Origin of the sequence: Thermobacillus composti KWC4, from assembly GCF_000227705.2 — a bacterium.
In the GTDB taxonomy this organism is placed as follows: Bacteria; Bacillota; Bacilli; order Paenibacillales; family Paenibacillaceae; genus Thermobacillus; species Thermobacillus xylanilyticus.
This window is the reverse complement of sequence record NC_019897.1, coordinates 128,564-145,533: the sequence shown is the minus strand read 5'-3', so window position 1 is coordinate 145,533 and position 16,970 is coordinate 128,564. Positions and strand designations below refer to the sequence as shown.

17 protein-coding genes and 1 pseudogene are annotated in these 16,970 nt (G+C 56.6%); 15 read left to right on the top strand and 3 right to left on the bottom strand.

All coding sequences use genetic code 11. The annotated features are described in order from the left end of the window. Positions 1-144: 144 nt before the first annotated feature. The 5 genes from THECO_RS00635 (at position 145) to THECO_RS21500 (ending at position 2,524) form a co-directional block, all read left to right on the top strand. Entirely contained in the window at positions 145-612 is a 468-nt protein-coding gene (locus THECO_RS00635; protein WP_015253146.1) for a MerR family transcriptional regulator, read from the top strand. Between the two features lie 6 nt (positions 613-618). Continuing rightward, positions 619-1,098 (top strand): 23S rRNA (pseudouridine(1915)-N(3))-methyltransferase RlmH, encoded by a 480-nt coding sequence (gene rlmH, locus THECO_RS00630; protein ID WP_015253145.1) that lies wholly within the window; start codon positions 619-621, stop codon positions 1,096-1,098. A gap of 110 nt (positions 1,099-1,208) precedes the next feature. After that, entirely contained in the window at positions 1,209-1,484 is a 276-nt protein-coding gene (locus tag THECO_RS00625) for an AbrB/MazE/SpoVT family DNA-binding domain-containing protein (protein WP_015253144.1), read from the top strand. Next, the gene (locus THECO_RS00620; protein ID WP_015253143.1) at positions 1,485-1,808 is read left to right on the top strand and encodes a type II toxin-antitoxin system PemK/MazF family toxin; all 324 of its coding nucleotides are present in this window, start codon (positions 1,485-1,487) and stop codon (positions 1,806-1,808) included. Positions 1,809-2,311: 503 nt separating this feature from the next. Then, positions 2,312-2,524 (top strand): hypothetical protein, encoded by a 213-nt coding sequence (locus THECO_RS21500; protein WP_015253142.1) that lies wholly within the window; start codon positions 2,312-2,314, stop codon positions 2,522-2,524. Positions 2,525-2,659: 135 nt separating this feature from the next. Here THECO_RS21500 and ltrA read toward each other — a convergent pair whose 3' ends face one another. Both ltrA and THECO_RS00605 read right to left on the bottom strand, forming a co-directional pair. After that, on the bottom strand, positions 2,660-4,051 hold the full coding sequence (gene ltrA, locus THECO_RS00610) for a group II intron reverse transcriptase/maturase (RefSeq protein WP_015253141.1): 1,392 nt from the start codon (positions 4,049-4,051) through the stop codon (positions 2,660-2,662). 654 nt (positions 4,052-4,705) lie between these two features. Then, a complete protein-coding gene (locus THECO_RS00605; protein ID WP_157373486.1) occupies positions 4,706-5,386 on the bottom strand; it encodes a hypothetical protein in 681 nt (226 codons plus the stop codon). Positions 5,387-5,707: 321 nt separating this feature from the next. Here THECO_RS00605 and THECO_RS00600 point away from each other — a divergent pair, with 321 nt between their 5' ends. The 3 genes from THECO_RS00600 to THECO_RS00590 all read left to right on the top strand — a co-directional run bounded on the left by THECO_RS00600 (position 5,708) and on the right by THECO_RS00590 (position 7,908). Further along, entirely contained in the window at positions 5,708-6,277 is a 570-nt protein-coding gene (locus THECO_RS00600) for a hypothetical protein (protein ID WP_015253139.1), read from the top strand. A 35-nt stretch (positions 6,278-6,312) separates the two neighbouring features. Continuing rightward, on the top strand, positions 6,313-6,615 hold the full coding sequence (locus THECO_RS00595; protein ID WP_015253138.1) for an ArsR/SmtB family transcription factor: 303 nt from the start codon (positions 6,313-6,315) through the stop codon (positions 6,613-6,615). Between the two features lie 102 nt (positions 6,616-6,717). Beyond that, positions 6,718-7,908: an MFS transporter gene (locus THECO_RS00590; protein WP_015253137.1), complete on the top strand. Its 1,191-nt coding sequence runs from the start codon at positions 6,718-6,720 to the stop codon at positions 7,906-7,908. A 246-nt stretch (positions 7,909-8,154) separates the two neighbouring features. Here the strand turns inward: THECO_RS00590 and THECO_RS00585 are convergent, their stop codons facing one another. Continuing rightward, positions 8,155-8,829, bottom strand: a complete 675-nt coding sequence (locus tag THECO_RS00585) for a hypothetical protein (RefSeq protein WP_041853727.1) — start codon at positions 8,827-8,829, stop codon at positions 8,155-8,157. A 205-nt stretch (positions 8,830-9,034) separates the two neighbouring features. Between THECO_RS00585 and THECO_RS00580 the strand changes: the two genes are divergently transcribed. The 7 genes and pseudogenes from THECO_RS00580 (at position 9,035) to THECO_RS22625 (ending at position 16,877) form a co-directional block, all read left to right on the top strand. Beyond that, entirely contained in the window at positions 9,035-9,361 is a 327-nt protein-coding gene (locus THECO_RS00580; RefSeq protein WP_015253136.1) for a VOC family protein, read from the top strand. A gap of 141 nt (positions 9,362-9,502) precedes the next feature. Next, positions 9,503-11,008, top strand: coding sequence for a sodium-dependent transporter (locus THECO_RS00575; RefSeq protein ID WP_015253135.1), 1,506 nt, complete (start codon positions 9,503-9,505; stop codon positions 11,006-11,008). Beyond that, entirely contained in the window at positions 11,008-11,130 is a 123-nt protein-coding gene (locus THECO_RS20850) for a methionine/alanine import family NSS transporter small subunit (RefSeq protein ID WP_015253134.1), read from the top strand. The genes THECO_RS00575 and THECO_RS20850 overlap by 1 nt, the downstream gene beginning before the upstream one ends. Positions 11,131-11,280: 150 nt before the next feature. Continuing rightward, the gene (locus THECO_RS00570) at positions 11,281-12,309 is read left to right on the top strand and encodes an NADH:flavin oxidoreductase/NADH oxidase (RefSeq protein WP_015253133.1); all 1,029 of its coding nucleotides are present in this window, start codon (positions 11,281-11,283) and stop codon (positions 12,307-12,309) included. A 239-nt stretch (positions 12,310-12,548) separates the two neighbouring features. Further along, a complete protein-coding gene (locus THECO_RS22075; RefSeq protein WP_052835785.1) occupies positions 12,549-14,069 on the top strand; it encodes a hypothetical protein in 1,521 nt (506 codons plus the stop codon). Then, positions 14,066-16,381 (top strand): annotated as a pseudogene (locus tag THECO_RS20275) (glycoside hydrolase family 38 N-terminal domain-containing protein); the annotation flags it as partial. The gene THECO_RS22075 and the pseudogene THECO_RS20275, both read left to right, overlap by 4 nt. Next, positions 16,320-16,877: an FGGY-family carbohydrate kinase gene (locus THECO_RS22625; RefSeq protein WP_408646075.1), complete on the top strand. Its 558-nt coding sequence runs from the start codon at positions 16,320-16,322 to the stop codon at positions 16,875-16,877. The pseudogene THECO_RS20275 and the gene THECO_RS22625, both read left to right, overlap by 62 nt. The last annotated feature ends 93 nt before the right edge of the window (positions 16,878-16,970 follow it).

The window sequence follows — 16,970 nt, the reverse complement described above, 5'->3', positions numbered from 1 at the left end:
ATTCTGAAGTGTTCGGCAAACGGCACATTTCCCCGGGGATGCGGAAATTCCGCTGACGGCCGATTTGCGTTACAATAAGCCTACAGCCTTCGTGTTACACGAAGTCAAGCGGTCGTAAGCAAATTTTTTATGGGGGGATTGCGGATGTACACGGTCAAGGAAGCCGCGCACATGACAGGGCTTACCGAGCACGCCGTGCGTTTCTACACGGACAAAGGTCTGGTGCCGAGCGTACAGCGCGATGAGCATAACAATCGGCTGTTCGATGCGGAAGCGATCAACTGGCTTCTCGGGGTCAAATGCCTCAAGGCATCCGGCATGCCGATCAAGGCGATCAAAGCATACGTCGATCTGTGCCTTCAGGGGGATGCGACCATTCCGCAGCGCTATGCCCTCATGATGAAGCACAAAGAAGAGGCGCTCGCCCGGTTGGAGGAAGCGAAGCGGCACGCGGCCCATCTGGAGGAGAAGGTTGCGTTGTATCAAACCATTCTGGAAGGCCTCAGCCCGGACACGACCAATCCCGCCAATTGGGACCGGATCCGGCATATGCACGGGGATGTGTTTTATTCGCCTTCCGCGGAAGACCGGCTTGCCGCCGTGCGGAGCTGACAGCCGATGCACATTCAGATTGCGGCGGTCGGCAAGATCAAGGAGAAGTATCTGGCGGACGGCATCGCGGAATATGCGAAGCGGCTTCGGCCGTATGTGAAGTTCGACATTCTCGAGGTGCCGGACGAGAAGGTGCCGGAGACGATGAGCCCGGCGGAAGAGGCGCAGGCCAGGGAGCGCGAAGGCGAGCGGCTGCTGGCGTTGATCAAGCCGGATGCGCTGGTCATCGCGCTGACGCTGGACGGCGAGCTGTGGACGAGCGAGCGGCTCGCCGAGCGGTTGGACGAGCTCGGCACATACGGCAGCGGGCACGCGGTGTTCGTCATCGGCGGCTCGACCGGGCTCGCCCCCGCCGTGCTGCGGCGCGCGAAGCACAAGCTGAGCTTCGGGCGGATGACGCTGCCCCACCAGCTGATGCGGCTCGTGCTGGCGGAGCAGATTTACCGGGCGGTGAAGATCAATCGGGGGGAGCCGTATCATAAGTGAGGCGAAATATGCGGAGAGATCTATGATTAGCTTGAAGTTGCATTCGCAAGTCATCATCTCTGCATGTGTTGTATATACTAGTATATACATCGTTGCGGAGGTATGATAAAATGGCAGTAAGGAATCGAAACAAGGGGTGGCCTGCCATGTCGACGACTGTCCAGAAGTGGGGCAACAGTCTGGGGATTCGGATTCCCAGCCACATCGCGGAGAAGATTGCGATTACCCAAGGTTCGGAAGTCGAACTGGTTGTCAGTGAAGATCATACGCTTATTGTCATCCCCATAAAGAAAAAGCCGACGCTGGAAGAATTGCTGGCTCAATGCAAACCGGAAAATCGGCACGATGAGATCGATTTCGGCACAGAAGGGAAGGAACTGCTGTAGATGGTTGCGGACCGGGGAGATCTGGTTTGGATCAACTTCAATCCTCAAGCGGGCCACGAACAAGCCGGCAGAAGAGCTGCGATCGTGCTTTCTCCAAAATCATTCAACAAAGTGACGGGATTTGTTTCGGTATGTCCGATAACGCATACGATCCGGGGATGGGGATATGAAGTGCTCCTGCCCGAAGGATTGGTGTTCAAGGGTGTTGTTTTGACGGATCAGATCAAGAATTTGGACTGGAAAGCAAGAGGAATTGAAATTGTCGGTAAAGCCCCCGAAGAAGTCGTTCGGGAATGCCTTGATAAAATTCATACTTTCCTGTAACCTGGGGAAAATCTTGCTTTGATCGGTCAACAAGCAGCAAACGCCGGGGAAGGAGCCCGGTGTCTGTTTTTGCTCAGGTAACCGTTCGGCAGGTTTTGATTGATCGTGTCCATGAGTTTGATATAAGCTGTCGGATTTCGGCAACTGCATGGTCTTGGTGCATGAAAAGCTCTCCCTTGGCATCTGGAATAACTACATCCTATCAAGCTCCGCCCTTGAGATGATACAGAGAACCGTATCACAAGTAACGTAATCGTTGTTAGTGAAATGAATGGCTGGCCGCCGAAACCTTTTCTTGTTGGGGAATATGGTAAGGTTCTGCTCAGACAAGGGAAGCGGAGAAGGCGCTTTTTGATGCGCATGTCGTTTCAACAAAAACGCATCACACTTTTCAAAACCCCTGTATTTGTTGCAGGGGTCGTCATCAGTCTCTTGATCGGATGTTCGCATACATCCGAAAACAACCACTCTGAAGCGATGGTTTTTCAGGGAGAAGGGGAGAAATGGGAAGTCTCAATCCCCGACGAAGTCATTTTGAAAAATGGAAAAAATATTTTTCGTCGACTTTTCGCTTTAAAGGGGATCCGGAAGAGCTGAAAGAGGTGGAATATATCACCTTTGCGCTGGAACAAGGGACGCAAATCGTCAATGTGTATGACGGGGCAATGATCATGATCCAGTGGGAAGACCGGGAAAATAATTCTATTCCAATATAACGGGGGAAAATCATAACATCGGGCAGTTTGCTTGAGCCGCATCTTAAGTGATCGTAATCGAGTAGGAGGGGGCGGCTAGCCCCCGACCTCTCACACCACCGTACATGCGGGTCCGCATACGGCGGTTCCGTAAGGTTAACAAAGTTCCAGGTAACGAGAAAGCAGACTTTTCAGCCCTTTCGCTTCCCAGTAGGAAGTCGGAAGGGCATTGTTTGTGTTACGGGACATTTCCCACGGACCACGGCGTGAGTTCGCCATCATTCGAGCCGCCCATTCGGGCACGCCGAGTGCACGGAGATTACGCAATCTGGTCCTGGGTCTCTTCCATTGTTTCCACAGACACATGCGTAGTCGCCTGCGCATCCATGCGTCGAGGTTACCACAGTGGTTCTTGGCGGCAGCCAGACGGAAATAACCGATCCATCCCATCATGAAGCGGTTCAGTCGGTGAATCCTCTCTTCCATCGTCAGCGGGCGCGAGCGGTCCGTTATCTCCCGGACTTTCTTCTTGAAACGCTGAATCGTCTTGGGTGCCAACCGGACCGTTGCCTGCTTGTTCGACAGGAAGCTGAAGCCGAGGAACTTTCGGTTCCACGGCCGGTCTACCGCGCTTTTGTCCCGATTCACTTTCAGTTTCAGCTTTCCTTCCACAAATCGGATCACCGATTCCATGACCCGTTCCCCGGCCCGCTTGCTGGCCACGAAGATGTTGCAATCGTCCGCATAGCGGACGAAGTGCAGTCCTCGTCTGGTCAGTTCTTTGTCCAAATCGTCCAGCAGGATGTTGGCGAGAAGCGGACTGAGCGGGCCGCCTTGCGGCGTGCCTTCTTCCGTTCTCACGACCACACCCCCGGCCATAACCCCGGCATTAAGGTAAGCGCGAATCAGTTTGAGCACGCGCTTGTCGTCTATCCTCCGCGCGACTCTCGCCATCAGGATGTCGTGGTTCACACGGTCGAAGAACTTCTCCAGATCCATGTCCACGACCCAGCGGAGGCCGCTTTGGATATACTGCTGCGCTTGCCTTACCGCATCGTGCGCGCGCTTCCCCGGCCGGAAGCCGTAGCTGTGCCATGAGAAATGCGGGTCAAAGATCGGTTCCATCACTTGCAGAAGCGCTTGCTGGAGAAGACGGTCCATCACGGTCGGGATGCCGAGCAGCCGTACGCCGCCTCCGGGTTTGGGGATTTCCACCCGTCTGACGGGCAAGGGGCTGTACGTTCCCGCAAGGAGTGCGGCTTTCACCGCTTCCCAGTGTGTGTTCAGGTAAGCTTGTAACTCCGTTACCGTTACCCCGTCCACACCGGGGGCTCCTCCGTTCTGTACCACTTTCCTGTAGGCCTTCAAGAGGTTCTCCCTTTCCAGCATCTTCTCCAGCAAGTCGTCCTGTGCTTTGCGAGAGGAAGGGGCGATTTGTGCCGGCAACGGACTCGGCACTCCAACGGTCCCTTGCGGCTTCACCGCTACCTCCCGCTGGCAGCCCTCTTGCGAGGTATTCTGCTGTCTATGCCCGTCGCGCGAACGCATCGGTTTCCTCTCTCCTTTCGGTTTGGCCCTTCCGCTTTCCTTACGTCCCGTACTCGCGTACTATGGCCTCTGCTGACTCCTGCGGATTCAGCGCAGCCTCCCGGCTGCGGTTACGAAGTCACTTCGCGCATGAAGTCACTTCGCGTATTCCGCAGGCCTCCCCGGATAAGAGCGTCATCTTTCCGCCCGCGACCACTGGAGTTTACAGGATTAGTCCTTGGCGGCTTTGGATTTCGTTGTGTGCTGGCAACTCATCCGACTAACCCTGCCTCGAATCCAGTTCGTGTACCTTGGCCCGTGCGTTTGCCTTAGGCTTCCTTCAGATTCGGCCTCGCGACCGACACCCTTGCCCTCGGCTAATGGTAGGCGCTCGCCAGCCCCCATTCCGGACTTTCACCGTAGAGATGACGCCCATGCCGGGCGTACAACGAAATGGCTTCTGCAGGACGCAGAAGCCATTTCGTTATCTCTATGAGAACCGTCACTTCGTCATATCCACCAATGCCTCGACGTCCTTGGGGAGCGCGCATATGGCAACCTCCTTGAACAAAAAAAAGCCACGCCTGCCATCACGCAAAAAATGCTGACCCAGCAGCGAAAATAAGAAAAAAGCAGAGGCGCTTGGAAACAGGTGTTTCCGACTCTGCTTGTTGATTATTCATTGCCCTGAAGCATCATCCGAAACAGGATGACGCGATCGTGCTGTCTCAGTTCTTCCGGCAATTCACCGGTCTCGTCGTATTGCTGGAACAACCTCAGGTCAGATCTGATTGATTGACTGTCAGTCTCAATCACCGAGCCGAGCGTTACGGGTTGATTGAGATGCAGTTCCAGCTCCGAGCTGTTCATCCATGTCACCTGACCGCCTGTGAGAAGCGGAAGACGCATTTCCGCGGCGGTACTGCCGGAACCCTCTTCATCGATTAATGCGGAAGTGATGGACAACCGTCTTTCCTTGTTCGGTTCGTCACGGTTTTCAGAGAGGATGAACAGCAGTTGTTCATGATGAAGCTTTCCGGATTCTTCCGGATCATTATGCGGCAAAATACCTGAGCTGTAGTCGATCACATTTTCTTGTTGCCCGCCGCGTTCGAAGTGTTCGACCCATATTTTGATCATGAATACTTGTTCCGGATCCATTTTCAGGTCAAACAACCGGACGTTACCGATGACGTTCAGGATCCGCTTGGTTTCTTCCGAAATTTCCGCCGGTTTTACCGACATCGTCAGATCCGGTTCAACGCTGTCGCGGCCGGCCTTCCGGGAATCGTAAATCCAGAAGAAAGCACCTGCAATCATGAAACAAAGCAACAAAACCCCGGCAATTCTTCTCATTGTGCCACGTTCTTGAGAGAAATTCATGAGATACGGCCCGTCCTCGCATAAGGATGCCCTGAAACCGGACAGCGCGGAGAGCCGTATAAGCTTAATGCACAACGGTCACCCATTTATAGATAACAACCCCGATGCTTATGACGTAAGATTTGCCATGCCCGGCCCATAATATCATCATGATTTGAAAAGATACGACCGCCAGACAAGCCCAAAAACCGATTTGCGCGGCTTTGGCTTCAAAGCCCGAGGGCTTCCATATGATTGTACTTTATTCGTTATGGACGTAAAATACAAAATTTGAAAGCATCTGGAGGACATAAAATGAGCAAACCGGCAATGAACGTGGCATTGGTATGCGGACCTGACTGCGATATGGAAGTCCAGGCCATCCGAGCCGCTCTGGAGTATTTCGGCGCAAGAGTCTTTACTTATTGGATCGGCAGACCGAATGATCTGATTGATGTCCTGTCCGGCAACGATCTGTATCCGAATACGAATACGATCATTCTATGCTTCCATGGCGAGGAAGGCCGGTTGATCATGCCGGAGCTGGAAGAAAGCGTGTATGAACAGGGAGAACCCAAGGGCCACTTTGGTCCGGAGAAGATCAGACGCTTTGCCCGGCTGGCAGGGAAAACCGTAATCGGCACCGGGTGTTCGGCAGGAAATTCAGAGACGGCACAAGCTTTTCTCGACAGCGGTTGCGAAATCTATATCGGGCCGAATGACTATCCGGATGGAAATGCCGCGCTCATGTTTGTTCTGAGGCTTTGCTACGATCTCATACAGAACAAGCGGAGCATCAAGGAAGCTTTCCAAAACGCCAAGTCTCTGGATGCGGAGATGGACATGTTTCAGCTGTATGAAAACACGCAGCCATCCGGCGGATAATTGACATATCGAGAAATGTAGGTATAATAAATGGCATGGATCCCATCGAAGTGTTCAAGGCGTTGTCCAACGAGTCGAGGCTGCAGATTTTGCAGTGGTTGAAGGAGCCCGAGAAACATTTTGTGCCCCATGATGGAGTGGATATGCGGGAAATCGGGGTGTGTGTCAGTCAAGTAACCGATAAGTTGAACATGACACAGTCGACGGTTTCGCAGTATTTGTCCATTCTCCAGCGGGCCGGGCTGATTCAAACCAATCGGATCGGCAAATACACGTACTACAAACGCAACGAAGAGAAAATCAAGGAACTGGCGAATTTCTTGAATCAGAACCTCTGAATATGGAACTGAATACCTCGCACGTATTCAGTTTTTATTTGGCCCAATATATCGACATATCGCGATATGTATATATAAAATAATCAAAAGGAGTGGAACGCCTTGTCCGGCACGTGGAGAGTTTGTTTATTGGCACTGGTTTCCTTTCTGGTGGGGACATCCGAGTACATTATTTCCGGCATCCTGGATATGATCTCGGATACCATGGGGATTTCCGTTACTTCTGCAGGGCAGCTCGTCACGATTTTTTCTTTCGTGTACGCCATCGGCACCCCGATCCTGATGGCGCTCACGGCTAAGGCGGAAAGACAGAAACTGCTGGTTTGGGCGCTCGGCATCTTCGTATTGGGGAATGTGCTTTCCTACGCTTTGCCCGGCTATGCATCGTTTCTCGCAGCCCGCGTCATCATGGCGCTGGGCGCGGGAATGACCGTCGTCACCGCTTTGGACATCGCAGCGAAAATTGCCGCCCCGGGCAAACAAGGCAGCTCGATTGCCACCGTGGTGATGGGCTTTACGGCTTCCCTCATTATCGGCGTGCCTCTTGGACGCGTCGCAGCAGCCCAATTCGGGTGGCGGGCTGTTTTCGGTCTGCTGGCACTGGCCGGTCTCGCGGCCATGTTCGTTCTGTACGCCAGCATCCCTCGGGTTCAAGGGGATAAACCGATGCCGTTGTCCCGGCAGCTTGCCTTCTTGAAAAACGGAAACGTGGCGCTGGGGCTTGCGATCACCTTTTTCTGGCTCGGCGGATACTCGATCGCCTACACCTACATTTCGCCGTATCTGCTGGATGTCGCCGGATTGGGAGAAGGGATGCTGAGCGGTGTGCTGCTGGCGTTCGGCATCGCCAGCCTGATCGGATCCAAATTCGGCGGTTTCAGCACGGATAAATGGGGGGTCTTCCCGACGCTGTCGGGAGGGATGTTCCTGCACGTCATCGCGCTGGTTCTTCTCTCTCTGACCGTTGCCAATATGCAATCGTGGCTGCCGGTTGTGACCCTCCTGATCTTGTGGTCGTTCGCGGCATGGTCCTCCGGTCCGACGCAACAGGTCAATCTGGTCCGGATTGAACCGAATTATTCCGGCATCATGCTGAGCCTGAACCAATCCATGATGCAGTTGTCCATGGCCGCGGGTGCCGCCATCGGAGGCGTTGTGGTCGACAGGGTGTCTCTGACATCCATTACATGGGTCGGGATGGTTGGCGTCGTGATTGCAATCGTGGTGGTGTGGTTGTTGAGGCTGCGATTGAGTGCCGGCCGGCAAGTTGTCGGAGAGTATTCCGGCAATTGACACGAGAAGGGCCATCCGCCCAGGATGGCCCTTCTATTTTTGGGGGAGGAAAAAGTATCATTATGCCGTTTTCCTGTATGCTTCCAATGTTATGATCGACTTTAGCGTCCTGTAGGCTCGCCATTCCAGCCTCGCCATTTCGCCGGGCGGTTCCCATGCGATCGGCCAACCGCCGTCTTCCTCTTGCTCGGCGTCCAACGCCATGAGATGGTCGTGGATCATCGCGTCCGGAAAAATTTTTCTGCATTACGAATCAGGGAACGGCGCGAAATCCAACGGCGTCAGCCCGTAGCTTTGCGGCGGGGCCTCCGGACAGAAAAACCTCGCTTGATAAAGCTCGTCCGTTAATTTGGAGAAGAGCGTTGTAATTTCATCCGTTTGCGGCAGGCTTTCAAGCAGGCAAAAGGCAGTCAGTATGGTGTGCGCATCCTCGTATTCTGTGGAGCGGATATGGTTCAGACAAGCACCGATCGCTTGATCCAGCCAAGGATGCTGGATTCCCTGCCAGTTCAAAAGGCCGACCAAGCCCGTAAGTCGGTCAAATGATGCTTGTTCCGATGTCGGATTGTTCCAGTGCGCGGCCCGGGGGTAGCGGCTTGACGAAGCCGTAATCGTGGCGATGCCTTCGTTCAAGTCAGCCGCCCGTGCAACATAGTCACAAACCTTAAGGGCCAATTCCGGATCTCGTATTTTCGCTTCATACAGCGTTCGCAGCCCGAACTCCACATACAGCGGTTGGCTTTCGGGTGTGCGAAGGTCAGGTTCAAGGGCGTGCCCGAATCCGCCATCCTCGTTCTGATAGGCCTTGATGGCAGTCAATACACCGTCCTTCGAACCGCCCCGAAAGAAATATTCAAACAGTCTCCTTTCCAGAAGCCTGCCGTTCTCCCAAATAAAATTTGCAGCTTTTTCAAAGTCCATAAGCCGCCCCCATCAATAATTCGCTCTTGTTATATTCTTCCACAACCGCACATAGGGGTCAATGGCAGAAGCGTCGGCTCCTTAGGTCCGGAAAGTCAGGGAGACAAGGATTATAGCGCCCGTTTGCCGAAGACATAAGCCCGGGAAAGGTGTTGAACAACAACAAAACAAGCGGTGAGCCGCATCATGGGGAGGTTTTTTTCTCATGCGTGAACTTGATGCACGAGACTCGGGCTTTGTCATCGACCGTCTGGACCACCTTGTGCTGACCGTTCATGACCTGCAGCGTACGATCGCGTTCTACGAAAAGGTGCTCGGCATGGAGGTTGTCCGGTTCGGCGATGGGCTTGGATTGCACCGGCGCAACAGGCAAAATTCGTTCCGTCTATCTGCGCGACCCGGACCGGAATCTGATCGAAATCTCGAATTATGCTCAATAAACAAATGGGCGGATATCCATATCGAGGTCTTAAAGGATTTGATCAAGCATACTGTGGAAACATACCGGAAGCTGTTTCCGACAGAGAGCTGACCTGTGAAGCTTCCAGCAACTGGACTGCGGTTTGTCCCATTTTTTTACAAAAACGAACTTTTCGGCTCAAATAAAATGTTGTATCATACGAGAATGAAAGCGCTTTATGGAAGCGCTTTAAATAAAATTGGAGGGAATGCGATGGAAAACCGTCCGCAATGGGGTACACGGGCAGGGTTTATACTTGCTGCTGCAGGATCGGCTATTGGACTAGGGAACATTTGGCGTTTCCCGGCGGTCGCTTATGAAAACGGAGGCGGCGCATTTTTTATCCTGTATCTGTTTGCGCTCCTGACCGCGGGCATTCCGATCCTCATCATGGAGTTTGCGATCGGCCACAAGTACAGATCGTCGGCTCCCGGTTCATTGGGGAAAATCAACCGGAAATTTCAAGGCGTCGGCTGGTGGCAATTGGCGGTTTCCTTTGTGATCTCTGTCTATTACGCCGCCGTCATCGCCTGGGCGTTGTCTTATGCCGTCTTTTCCATCAACCTGAGCTGGGGAGAGGACACTGAGGGGTTCCTGTTCGGCGAGTACTTGAAACTCGCGGACACTCCGGGTCAATTCGGCGGCATTGTGCCGGGCGTGTTCATTCCGCTCGCGATCGTCTGGCTGGCGGCATTGTTCATCCTGTATAAAGGCGTCAAAAAAGGTATTGAAGCTGCGAACAAAATCATGCTGCCCGCCCTTCTCGTGCTGTTCGCCATTCTGGTCATTCGCGCCTTGACGCTGGATGGTGCGGCGGAAGGTCTGAACGCCTTCTTCAAGCCGAACTGGGATTCGATCCTGAACGGCAAAGTGTGGGTGGTCGCATACAGCCAAATTTTCTTCAGCTTGTCGATCGGCTTTGCGATCATGGTGACGTACTCCAGCTATCTTGGGAAGAAATCGGATATCACGAACAATGCGTTCATCACCGGTTTTGCCAACTCCGGATTTGAACTGCTGGCGGGCATCGGCGTCTTCAGCATCCTCGGCTTTATGGCCATGCAGCAAGGCGTTGCAGTCGATGAAGTGGTCAGCGGCGGTGTCGGTCTGGCGTTCGTGGTGTTCCCGCAAATCATCAATCAACTTCCGGCGCTCAACGGATTTTTCGGGTTCCTGTTCTTCGGTTCGCTGGTGCTGGCGGGAATGACCTCGCTGATCTCGATCGTGGAAACCTATATCTGCGGTGTCCAGGAGAAATTCAATATCTCCCGGACGAAATCCGTACTGTACGGCGGCGGGTTGGCGGCGATCCTATCGATCATCTTCTCCTCCAACGGCGGATTGTACTTCCTGGACGTGATCGATTACTTCATCAACAACTTCGGCGTGGCGTTGGCCGGCTTGGTTGAAGTGATTGCCGTCGCATGGGTTGCGAGACAACTCGGCAAACTTCAGGAGCACGCAAACGAAATTTCGGATATCAAGCTCGGTATCTGGTGGAAAATTTGTCTTGGCGTCATTACGCCCGTCGTGCTCGGCATCATGATGTTCGATAACCTCAGAACGAATGTTCTCGAGAATTATGAAGGATACGCAACCTGGTTTGTGACCGCATACGGATGGGCTGTCGTTGTTGCCGTCATCATTGTGGGCATTGTGTTCGGGTTGATCAAAAATAAAACCCCGCAGGCGACCGGCGCCAAGGAGGTGTCCCAATAATGGAAGGCAGCGCAATCGCAATGATGATTATCGGCATCGTCATCATTTGGGGAGGTTTGGCCGCCAGCATTGTCAATGCGGTCATCAAGGCGAGACAGAACAGGACAAAGTCCAATTCCTGATACGGTCAAGGACACCCCTGCGGGTGTCCTTTTCGTATAACTGATACTTTCAATAACAGTATCGTCAGTGCCATCAGAAACGCAGTCCTTCTTCAAATCGCAAGGCGGTCCTACAATGAAGCCATCTTCAATTCACGGGTGGTGTTCGCATTGGACCAAAATTTGTTTTCTCCCTATCGGATAAAAGGACTGCAGCTCAAAAATCGCGTCGTCATGGCGCCCATGTGCCAATATTCCGTTACGGCCAAGGACGGCAAGCCGAATGATTGGCATTATGTCCATTACCTCAGCCGCGCGATCGGCGGAGTCGGCCTGATCATCATGGAAATGACGGATGTGGAACCGGACGGCCGCATTACGGATTTCGACCTGGGATTGTGGTCGGACGAGCATATCCCGGCGTTCGCCAGAATCATTGACGGGGTGCATGCCCACGGCGCCAAAATCGGCATTCAGATCGCCCATGCCGGGCGCAAGGCCGAAGATGCGGCCCGGCCGGTGGCCCCGTCGGAGATCGCGTACCCGGGTTCACGCTATCGGGAGCCCCATGCCCTGACGGCCGGCGAGATCGAACGGATGGTCCGGCTCTTCGGCGACGCGGTGCGCCGCGCCGTCCAGGCGGGGGTGGACATGATCGAGCTGCACGGAGCGCACGGGTATCTGATTCATCAGTTCCACTCTCCGCTGACCAACAAGCGGGACGATGAATACGGGAAAGATCTGGCCCGCTTCGGCGTCGAGGTCATCCAGGCCGTGAAGAAAGAGATGCCGGAAGACATGCCGTTGTTCTTCCGGATTTCAGCTATCGAATACGCGGACGGCGGCTATGATATCGATCATGCGATCCGCCTCTGCAAAATTTACCGGGACGCGGGCGTGGATGTCTTCCATGTCACCACGGGCGGGGAAGGGCCGGCCGGACAGCGGAAACCCGGCAACTATCCCGGCTTCCAGGTGCCGTTCGCCCGTCAAATCAAAGAAGCCATCGGCGTCCCCGTCGTTGCGGTAGGCATGCTGGAGGATCCGGTGCTGGCCGACGCCGTCGTCCGCAGCGGGGATGCCGACCTGGCGGCGATTGCCCGCGGCTTGCTGCGGGACCCGCACTGGGCATTGAATGCGGCGGTCGCGCTGAAACAGCAGACGACCGTCCCGAAGCAATACCAACCGGCGTATCTGTAAAAGGCATATTTCGAATTCCACGGCCATCGCTGCGGGTTATGCAGCCGGCGGTCTTATCGTCCTGCTGCGGATGCCGGCGGGAAGGAAGCTGGGGAAGTCCCGGTGACATGAGGTCATCGGGGCTTTTTGCCGTTCGAGGGGGATCGGGGAGATTGATAAAGGCCGCTTTCATCAAGCGGCCTTCCCTCTTGACCAGAAAACCCGCGGTTTATCTTCTCACCACAGGAACCCAGAATTCGTTGCCGGCGCTGCATATTTTCAACTCGAACGCCCAGTGGCTGGCCGAAGTTTTCGATCTGGAGGCGGAAGAATCCCGCTGCCTGCCGGTCGACATGCTGCGGGATTCGGCCGTCTCCAACCGGGAGATGAAATGGTCCGAGCAAGAAATCCTGGAGAAAAAGGGGATCCGCACACGGGAGGCCAATCTTGTCGTGCGGCTGGATGCGGCCGGGATCCGGCGCTTCAAGCGGATGCACCCGCCGGGGATCATTTTGTCCCTGACCGGGGTCTCCGCGATCTGTTCCCGGAAGACGGGGCGGCTATGGCCGATCGCCTCCAGGGGGCGGTGCCCGCGATTTCGCTGGTCAGAGACGGCGGCGTTTGACCGGGAGCTGAACAACAATGTACGGGGCCTCGGCGACCGGCCGCACATGCATGTCGGGTGGGTCAGCGGCGCGCCGTACGCTTATGAGTTGCTCATGTACGGCCGGAAGCATGGCCTTGCGAAGTACGCGGAAGCGGGAGCGGCCGTGCTGGACAAGATCGCGTCCGGCCTGTCCCCGTGCGGCATCTTCTGGGCGTCGTGGATCGTGGACCGCGGCTGGACGACGGGCTGGAACCCGCGCAGAAACTGGCTGCAGGCGCGGACGATAGCGGAAGCGACGCTGTTCATGATCCGCGCGCTTCGTTTCGAGCGGGAGCGCGGCTTCGAACATGAGGATTGGAAGCGGGCGGCGCTCTCGAATCTGCGGTTTGCCGCGCGGCGCCAGCGCGAAGACGGAAACTTCGGCTCTTATTATGACTGCGAGCAAGGCACGGTGGAAGAGTGGGACGGCGCAGGGGGGATGTTGTGGATCGCCGCGCTGCTGGAAGGCGCGGATGTGCTGGGCGAGCCCGAATTCGCGCGGGCCGCGGTGCGCGCGGGCGGCTATTATGAGCGTTTCGTGCGGGACGAGTACATCTATGGCGCGCCGGAGGACGTGCATCTGACGCCGACATCGGAGGACGCCTACAACGCGGTCGTCGCCTATGTGCTGCTGTACGAGCACGACCGCAACGACCGGTGGCTGGAGCTGGCGGCGCGCGCGGCCGACTGGATGATGACGTTCCGCTGGACGTACAACATCGAGTTTCCGCGGCATTCGCTCCTGCGGCAGTACGATTTCCGTTCGCGCGGCGCGGACCAGGCGTCGTCGTCGAACCAGCACCTGCACAATTACGGCCTGTTCTGCGTGCCCGAAATGCTGCGGCTCTGGAAGTACACGGGCGACGCGTACTATCTGGAGCGGACGCGCGACCACCTGGCCTGCTTCCTGCAATTCATCGCCCGCGAAGACGGCGACTTCAACGCGTACAAGGGCATGGTGACGGAACGGTTCTACAACACCAACTGCTTCCAGCCCAAGGGGATGATGCTGACGCTTTCCCATTCCTGGTGCGTCGGCCTGGTGTTGTATGCGGCGCAGGAGGCGCTGGCCTGGCAAGATGAGCTCAGGCTGTCCGATATTTCGGTGAGAGGAAGGGAAGGTACGGCGTCATGAAGGACAAGCAGTTGTACATGATCGGGAACGCGCATCTGGACCCGGTCTGGCTGTGGCAATGGCAGGAAGGTTTTCAGGAGGCGAAGGCGACGTTCCGCTCCGCGCTGGACCGGATGAAGGAGTACGACGATTTTGTTTTCACCTCCAGCTCGGCGGCGATGTACGAATGGGTGGAGCGGAGCGATCCGGCCATGTTCGAGGAGATCCGGCAGCGGGTGAAGGAAGGACGCTGGGTCATCGTCGGCGGCTGGTGGATCCAGCCGGACTGCAACATCCCGGGCGGCGAGTCGTTCGTCCGGCAGGGATTGTACGGGCAGCGCTACTTCAAGGAGAAGTTCGGCGTCACCGCGAAAGTGGGCTACAACGTCGACAGCTTCGGTCATAACGGAATGCTGCCGCAGATTTTGAAGAAGAGCGGCATGGACTATTACGTCATGATGCGCCCGATGCCGAACGAGAAAGGGCTGCCGGGACGGCTGTTCCGGTGGCGGTCCGACGACGGCTCCGAGGTGCTGACGTTCCGGATCATGTACGAATATTTGTCGTGGGGCAAAGATCTGGAGAACCATGTGCGGCGCGTGTTGGGCGAGTTCAAGGAACCGCTGAACGATCTGATGTTCTTCTACGGCGTGGGCAATCACGGCGGCGGGCCGACGAAGGAAAACATCGAGAGCATCCGGCGCTTAAACGGCCGGGAGGATCTGCCGAAGCTGGTGTTCGCCGCGCCGGACCGCTATTTCCGCGATATGGAGAACAAGGGACTCGATCTCCCGGTCGTCCACGGCGATCTGCAGCATCACGCGAGCGGCTGCTACGCCGCGCACTCGGGGATCAAGCAATGGAATCGGCGCGCGGAGAACAAGCTCATCGCGGCGGAAAAATTCTCCGCCCTCGCGTACTGGCTCACGGGACAGCCGTACCCCGCGGCCGAGCTGAAGCAGGCGTGGAAAAACGTACTGTTCAACCAGTTCCACGACATTCTGGCGGGCACGAGCATCGAGCCGGCTTACGAGGATGCGCTGTATCTGTACGGCGAGGCGATGGCGATCGGCGATCGGGCACTGAACTACGCGATCCAGTCGCTCTCGTGGCGGATCGGCATCGAGCAGGACGAGTCGATGCTGCCGATCGTCGTCTTCAACCCGCACGCCTGGGCGAGCCGGGTGAATGTCGAACTGGAGGTCGGCGGGATCAAGCCGAATGCGGTGCTGCTGGACGATCAGGGGCGGCCCGTGCCATTCCAGACGGTCAAATCGCTTGCCGCCGCGAGAGGCCGCTTCCGGCTCAGCTTCATGGCCGACCTGCCGCCCATGGGGTATCGCGTGTACAAGCTCGTCAAGGAATCGGAATCGATCCGGCCGGTCGGCGAGACGCTGGCCTTCGTTCTCGGCGGCGGGGAGAACCCGTATCTCCTGCCGGAGCGGAACGTCACACTCGCCCTGCGGCATCTGAACGGCCAGACGCTTCCGCGCAACGCGAAGGTGTATCCCGAGATTCTGGACTATCTCGGCTGGTGCAGCTGGGACGCGTTCTATCACGAGGTGGACGAGAAGGGACTGCTCGCCAAGGCGGAAGAATTGCAGCGCCTCGGGCTTCCCGTGCGCTGGGTGATGATCGACGACGGCTGGTCGGAAGTCCGCGATCGCAAGCTGTACGGCATGGATGCCGATCCGGTGAAATTCCCCCGCGGCCTCGCGCATACGATTGAAGCGCTCAAGCGGCAATACGGCATCCGCTGGGTCGGCGTCTGGCATACGATCGCCGGCTATTGGAACGGCATCCATCCCGACAGCGGGATGGCGCATGAATTGCGGGAAAACCTGTACGTGACGCGCCGCGGCAACGTCATCCCGCATCCGGACGCCGGCCGGGGGTTCGGTTTCTGGCACGCGTGGCACGGGTATCTGGCGCGCCAGGGGGGCGATTTTGTCAAGGTGGACAGCCAGAGCGCCGTGCACAACTTCCTGCGGCACCATCTGCCGATCGGCCAGGCGGCCTCCGCGGCGCACACGGCGTTGGAGGCTTCGGCGGCGCTGCACTTCGACCGCACGATCATCAACTGCATGGGGATGTCCGCGGAGAACATCTGGCATCGCCCCGTGTCCGCGGTGTCGCGCAACAGCGACGACTTCGTGCCGCAGGAAAGGCACGGATTCAGGGAACATGCACTGCAGAACGCCTACAACTCCTACTACCACGGCGCGTGGTACTGGGGCGATTGGGACATGTTCTGGACGGAAAATCACGACGATGTACAGAACATGGTGCTTCGGGCGGTCAGCGGCGGTCCCGTTTATTTCAGCGATGCGCTTGTTAGAACCGACCCGGCCAGGGTCCGGCCGCTTATTTACCGTGTCAAGGCCGCCGCTGTACGGGAAAATGGAGGAGCTGCTCGACCGCTTCCGTCCTTTGGCGCGTCCGCTGCAGGTCAGCACCCGGTTCTACGGCACCCGCACGGACCCGGAACAGACCGGTTCCATACGGGGGATCGGGCCGGACAACTTCACTCCCGCGCATCTGGTATCGGGATTTCTGGAAGGCATGGCGGACGAGCTGTTCGACTTCTGCAAGCGGCTTCCCGATGCGGTGCGCGGCCGGATGCGGCAACTTGTCGGTTCGGGCAACGCGATCCGGCACAACCGGCATTTGCGGCGCATCTGCGAAGAGCGGTTCGGCATGCCGCTTTCCATTCCGCGCGTAGCGGAAGAAGCGTCGGTCGGGGCGGCCCTGCATGCGGCGGTCGGACTGGGCATCGTGAAGGACCATCGGTCCGCGGGCCGATGCTTGACATACGGTTGCGGCGAATGACCGGCGGCGGGATTCACCCCTGCGCCGCCCCGATTTTTATGGTATAATCCGGCGAAAGGACAGCACTGCATCGCAACCCGCCTCTTGGCGGGT

Coding starts and splice junctions, on each gene's coding strand:
- rlmH (WP_015253145.1), top strand. CDS start 619: ATGCACATTCAGATTGCGGCGGTCGGCAAGATCAAGGAGAAGTATCTG.
- THECO_RS00600 (WP_015253139.1), top strand. CDS start 5,708: ATGAGCAAACCGGCAATGAACGTGGCATTGGTATGCGGACCTGACTGC.
- THECO_RS00595 (WP_015253138.1), top strand. CDS start 6,313: ATGGATCCCATCGAAGTGTTCAAGGCGTTGTCCAACGAGTCGAGGCTG.
- THECO_RS21500 (WP_015253142.1), top strand. CDS start 2,312: ATGGGAAGTCTCAATCCCCGACGAAGTCATTTTGAAAAATGGAAAAAA.
- THECO_RS00605 (WP_157373486.1), bottom strand. CDS start 5,386: ATGAGAAGAATTGCCGGGGTTTTGTTGCTTTGTTTCATGATTGCAGGT.
- THECO_RS00625 (WP_015253144.1), top strand. CDS start 1,209: ATGGCAGTAAGGAATCGAAACAAGGGGTGGCCTGCCATGTCGACGACT.
- THECO_RS00585 (WP_041853727.1), bottom strand. CDS start 8,829: ATGGACTTTGAAAAAGCTGCAAATTTTATTTGGGAGAACGGCAGGCTT.
- THECO_RS00575 (WP_015253135.1), top strand. CDS start 9,503: ATGGAAAACCGTCCGCAATGGGGTACACGGGCAGGGTTTATACTTGCT.
- THECO_RS00635 (WP_015253146.1), top strand. CDS start 145: ATGTACACGGTCAAGGAAGCCGCGCACATGACAGGGCTTACCGAGCAC.
- THECO_RS20850 (WP_015253134.1), top strand. CDS start 11,008: ATGGAAGGCAGCGCAATCGCAATGATGATTATCGGCATCGTCATCATT.
- THECO_RS00620 (WP_015253143.1), top strand. CDS start 1,485: ATGGTTGCGGACCGGGGAGATCTGGTTTGGATCAACTTCAATCCTCAA.
- THECO_RS22625 (WP_408646075.1), top strand. CDS start 16,320: ATGTACAGAACATGGTGCTTCGGGCGGTCAGCGGCGGTCCCGTTTATT.
- ltrA (WP_015253141.1), bottom strand. CDS start 4,051: ATGCGTTCGCGCGACGGGCATAGACAGCAGAATACCTCGCAAGAGGGC.
- THECO_RS00580 (WP_015253136.1), top strand. CDS start 9,035: ATGCGTGAACTTGATGCACGAGACTCGGGCTTTGTCATCGACCGTCTG.